Below are 5,188 nucleotides of genomic sequence, written 5' to 3'. Positions count from 1 at the left end.
TCGGCAATCAGCTCGCTGGTGGGCGGGTACTCGACCTTCTCGTAGACAATCTCCTTGTACTTGTTGATCGAGAGGTCGTAGTCGTTGTCGATGATTTCCTGCACGGGCACCATGAAGCTCTTCTCGGTGCGGGCGCGGTCCTTCTCGGCCTCGAGGTTGTGGAAGCGTTCGATGATATCGGGGATGTCGTTGTCCTTGATGGGCTCTCGCTTGTCGTCCAAGCTGAAGCCGTCTGCCTGCATGTCGTAGAACCAGACGTCGTCCGTACCGCCGTTGTCGGTTCGGGTGAAAATGAGGATGGCGGTGGACACGCCAGCGTAGGGCTTGAACACGCCGGAGGGCATAGAGATTACCGCGACGAGGCGGTTGTTCTCGATGAGCTCCTTCCTGATTGCCTTGTGCGCCTTCTGGGAACCAAAGAGAACACCGTCGGGGACGATGGAGGCGCAGCGACCGCCGATCTTGAGGCTCTTGAGGAAGAGCGCCAGGAACAGGAGCTCGGTCTTGGTTGTCGAGACCGTATTGCGCAGGTCCTTGGCGATGGTCTCCTTGTCGAGGCTGCCCTTGAATGGCGGGTTTGCCATGATGAGGGTATAGGCGTCACGCTCCTCGTTGTCCTCGGAGAGCGAGTCGAGCTGGGAGATGTTGGGAGCCTCGACGCCGTGCAACATCATGTTCATGGCACCGATGCGCATCATGGTGGAATCCGTGTCGTGACCGGTGAACATGGTCGTCTGGAAACGCTGCTGGACGTCAGCACGCATGAGCTCAGTCTTGTAGTGGTCCTTGATGTACTGGGCCGCCATGCAGATGAAGCCTGCACTGCCCATCGCGGGATCGCAGATGGCATCCTCAGGGGTGGGTTGCATGAGCTCGACCATCATCTTGATGATGTGGCGCGGCGTGCGAAACTGACCGTTCTGCCCGCTGGTGGCGAGCTTGGAGAGGAGGTACTCATAGACGTCGCCCATGATGTCTTTGTTGGAAAGGTCGATCTCCTCGAGCTTGTCCACGATTCGGGTGAGTGTACGCGCATTGCTCACCACGAGAATGGCGTCCTTCATGTACTTGGCAAAGGCGGTGTCCTTGCTTGAGCCAAGCACGCCCTTGATGAAGGGGAACACGTTCTGAACCATGTTCTCGTACATGGCGTCGGGCTCGTAGTTGCGGAAGATGTGCCACCGACAGTTCTGGTGATCGGCGTCAAAGATGGGGTCAGTGACGGACTCGCCCAGGAGCTCCGCATTCCTCTCGCGGCGCGTCTCGTTATCATCGAGAATCTTGATGAACATGAGGTAGGTGAGCTGCTCAATCACCGTGAGAGGGTTACTCACGCCATTGGACCAGAAAATGTCCCAGATGCCGTCGACCTTTGTTTTGAGTTCACCAGTGATCATGGATGCTCCGTTCGAAATTGCGCTGCTTTCCAATTATCGCATGAGAGCTCGAAGCTCGTCAGGAAGATATGTGCCATCTGGCTTTGAATGGAGCGCGACATGGCAATTCGGGCAAACCGGGATAAGGTCGTGCATCGGATCAACCTCATGTTCTTTGCCGGTAACATGTAGAGGAACAATATGATGAACTTGGATGATTCCAGCAAAGGTAGGCCCATAGGTATGAGAAAAATCGAAGCCACATATGGCGCACGTAGCTCCATGAGCCGCTATACATGCCTTCCGCGCCGCCTCACTTCGCTCATAGCGATCAAGCGTGACCTCACAACGCGATCCTTCCCTAAACTCAGGCTGAGCGGCGTTGCGAGAGTTACCACTCAATAAGCTAGCAAGGAACGTATCGAGTCGTGCTTGAAACGTAAGCTGATCAAAGCGTTCTAGGCTGTAGCTTACAATGGTAGAAGATGCTTCTCCACAGCTGGCAAGCACACTATCAAAGCCAATCTGAATATCCAGCCATCCCAAGGGATGAACTGCGCAGCGAATCAGATTATCCCCTTGATCTTGAGATCCGTCATACTCGACGGCGTCGTTGGTCGCAGCGCGAACGTGGCACCAATCTTTTGCCGCACGTGCGTACAGCTTTCTTTCGGTATAGTTTCGCGAGTCAGCTATCGTCATGCGTCCTCCAAGGGGAGTACGAGACCATAGGGCTGTTCCACAGATAAGTGAACCGTTACGCCAGAAATGACCCAAAGATTGCGATAGGTACGCGGTCGGGGAATACTCTTCTCGCCATACCCATCCGTAAAGTAAATAAGTAAGGCATCTCTATAATAGCGACGGTCATTGATGTAGTGAATTACTGGAGAGAAGCAGGTGCCGCCCCTTCCTGATACCTCTAAGTTTGCATCATCGGGCGATGTGATGCGGTATACATTTCGAACTTCTGCGTCGCACTCGATAACGGTAATTTCACATCTTCGTTGAGCAACGATGGCGAAAACTTCAGCAAAGATCTGGCGAAGTTGTTCACTATCCATCGAGGCGGAAGTATCTATCGCGATGGCGATTTTAAGCGTCTTGCTCTCCCTTGTACCGGATAAATCAAAACGAAGCGGCTGTCGGCGATTGAGTCGCGTTTTCGTCTTAATCTTCTCTGCAGAGATGGTGCCGACATATTTTTTAAGAAGTTGCTTCCAGTTAAGCTTGGCCGGCGCATTAATTTGCTCAAGTCGCTCTATATAGTAGGCGGGCATCATGCCTCGCGCTTCGGCTCCCATGAGCTCGTTTACGTTATTCAGAAATGCTTTAGTGGCAGATTCAAGCATCTCGTCAAGCGTACCGGTTATCTCCTCGTCCTCCCCGGTCGAAGATTCCCAACTATGGTTGCCTATAAGCAGCCCTTCTTCAAATTCAGCCCCTTCGTCGCCCCCCGATTCGACCGAGGAGCCGCCAGCGAGAGGCCCGCCTTCAAACCCAGGCTCCTTGCTATTCCCCATCTCCTCCGGAAGAGCCACATCTTTGATGAGATTGAAGTAGTAGAGGTAATCTTGACGCGGAGCCACTTGAGCGATGTTGAATCGCGCAGAAATGAACTGAGACGTGATGATTCCCTTGGGGGGTGCAAGGAACTTCTTTCCACAAGCCGCCTCATAATTAAGCTGATCGTTTACAGAAGCGTCGGCAGCGTAGTTGAAAAGTTTAAATAGGTCGGGTTGTTTTTCCGGGTTAGAGCGAACCATTTCTGCCGGATGGTTAAAAACAACATGGTCCACTTCATGGCAGAAGACATACAGTATCTCTTTGAGCGAAAGCTTGAATAGGCGAAGAGGATTCGCTTCAAAGATGGGCGGGTAGGCGTCGAGGAGAATACCTGCAATGGCGTCCATGTTAGGATTTGGCCTAAATGTCATAGCCATGAAGAAATAGCCGTAGTAGGTATCCCGTTCCGAAACAAGGAACAACGTGACGAGCTGGGCAAAACGACTGAATCCATCGTTAATGTGACTCAGAAGCGCCGGATCGGCGCTCTTTTCATACTTTAGAACGGCTTCGCTTATTTCACGGTGAAGATCGACAATCCCTTCGCTGTTCACCATATTAACTAGCCTCGATCTGCGCTCTTATCTCATCAGAGAGGTCGAGCATTTCGATGAGATCCCGCTCAAAGATATCAAAGATGAACTCAATTAGGTTATTTCCATCAGAGGTGGTTGTTGCAGCGATTTTTTGAGCAAAGAGCAGCTTTGTTGAAGGGTCAAGTGATGCGACGAAGGCGGAAAGCCGTAACTTGATCTTCTCAAAACCCGCTTTGTTGAGCATAAGAAACTCAATATTATCTGTGAGATACGTTAGGACGGAATCGCAGGATTGAACACGCTTCGCTACGGACATCCCCTTAACTGTAGATGCAATTTCGAGCTGTCTTTTATCGAGCCCAAGAATCTGTTCCGCAGTTAGAGCAGGAACCTCTTCTACAAGGCTTGCGAAGTACATGGTGGCAACGGTTGGGCCGAGCTTCGATGCGACAAGCGTCTTCATATCCTTTGCAACAGTCCTCTCTGCGTTCTCCGCATCTGTAAAGAAGGCTCTGAGCAAGGGCTCGCTTGAGAGGATGGTGTCGACCATGTCCCAGCCGCGAGGTGATGGGGTTGGTTTTTCTTCATCCTCAAGTTCGGCAGATGTTTCTGACAAACATTTAGGATGCTCTTTGATAAAACGAAGAATAGACGGGGAAACGCCTTCCTGTTTGCCATAACGGAGCCATTCACCAGTGCTGCTTGTCACCTTAAGCTTGAGAAAACGGTCGAGCTGTGCAGGATCCATTTCATTAGTTGCGTAAATACTGTTCTGCGTGCTTGGATTCATGGCGCCTACAAAAAACACCCACCAGGGGAAGCGATAACCGTTAACCGTCCTCGTAAGCAGAATGTTCATCAGCTCTTTATAGACGGTATTTTCCGTACGGTTGATTTCGTCGATGAAGACGATGACGGGAACGATTTCCCCTGAAGTTAAAAGACGTATCTTTTCCTCGGACGAAATGTCGTTCATGGCATATCGATTTACGTCACCAGCAAGAGCTTCGTCGAGCAAGGTGTTCGAGTCGTTCGAGGAGATCATCGGATGCACCCGTTCGAAGAGCCTTTTTTCGGTCTCTTGGATGCGCTCGACAACATAATAAGGAAGGAAACGGAAGGCAACGTGACCATCGCCAGTGTCATATTGATAGGGAAGCCCCGTTATCTCTCCTTCTTTAAGTGTGCCGCCCTCTATGGTGAGACACACGCCGCCTAACTCTTTTGCAATGCTTTTTACTATGGCGGATTTGCCAATGCCGTGCTTACCCGAAATAAGCGGCGTGATGGCAAGGTCACTTTTATTTGTAGTAATGTTGGCAAGCAAGGCCCTCTTAACAAGTCGTTTTGCGGTATTAATTGAAATCAAAACCGAACTCCTTTAATACGAAGGAACACGTCGAGCTTGGTAGACCTTTTCGCCCTATCACACCATTCGTTAATTCCCTTTCGCAAAACTGTTTCTGCATCAAGGTCAACAAAATGCGTAATAAAAAATTCCTCGGAGAATATCTGATTCTTGGCAAGTGTTTCATGGTCAAGAGTCGTAAAGTATTTTTCTAGGAATGCCTCGCTAAATGCCTCTTAGTTTTTCATTCCAAGTGCAACAACGCCCGATGGGGACGGCCCATGGCGCCCTGATACGATGGTGCTTGCGACGACAACATCATCAGGAGGCAGCCATGGGCCGGTACAGCCATCTTACCATCG

Annotated in this window: 4 protein-coding genes; all 4 read right to left on the bottom strand. The window is 50.9% G+C overall.

Annotation, left to right across the window (positions count from 1 at the left end; translation table 11 throughout):
• On the bottom strand, positions 1-1,397 hold a 1,397-nt coding region (locus CZ345_RS00210; RefSeq protein WP_077071197.1), incomplete at its 3' end, for a type I restriction-modification system subunit M.
• Positions 1,398-1,430: 33 nt separating this feature from the next.
• Positions 1,431-2,078 carry an HNH endonuclease gene (locus tag CZ345_RS17145; RefSeq protein WP_077071196.1) on the bottom strand — a complete coding sequence of 216 codons (648 nt, stop codon included), beginning with the start codon at positions 2,076-2,078 and terminating at the stop codon, positions 1,431-1,433.
• Positions 2,075-3,499, bottom strand: coding sequence for a vWA domain-containing protein (locus tag CZ345_RS00200; protein WP_077071195.1), 1,425 nt, complete (start codon positions 3,497-3,499; stop codon positions 2,075-2,077). The genes CZ345_RS17145 and CZ345_RS00200 overlap by 4 nt, the downstream gene beginning before the upstream one ends.
• Position 3,500: 1 nt before the next feature.
• Complete coding sequence (locus CZ345_RS00195; protein WP_204224173.1) at positions 3,501-4,847, bottom strand: AAA family ATPase; 1,347 nt, start codon at positions 4,845-4,847, stop codon at positions 3,501-3,503.
• Between the last annotated feature and the right edge of the window lie 341 nt (positions 4,848-5,188).

It is taken from the genome of Mailhella massiliensis (assembly GCF_900155525.1).
GTDB lineage: Bacteria > Desulfobacterota > Desulfovibrionia > Desulfovibrionales > Desulfovibrionaceae > Mailhella > Mailhella massiliensis.
This window is presented reverse-complemented; position numbering and strand designations above follow the sequence as displayed.

Excerpts from the sequence above, each read along its gene's own strand:
- CZ345_RS00200 (WP_077071195.1), bottom strand. The coding sequence starts at position 3,499 with ATGGTGAACAGCGAAGGGATTGTCGATCTTCACCGTGAAATAAGCGAA.
- CZ345_RS17145 (WP_077071196.1), bottom strand. The coding sequence starts at position 2,078 with ATGACGATAGCTGACTCGCGAAACTATACCGAAAGAAAGCTGTACGCA.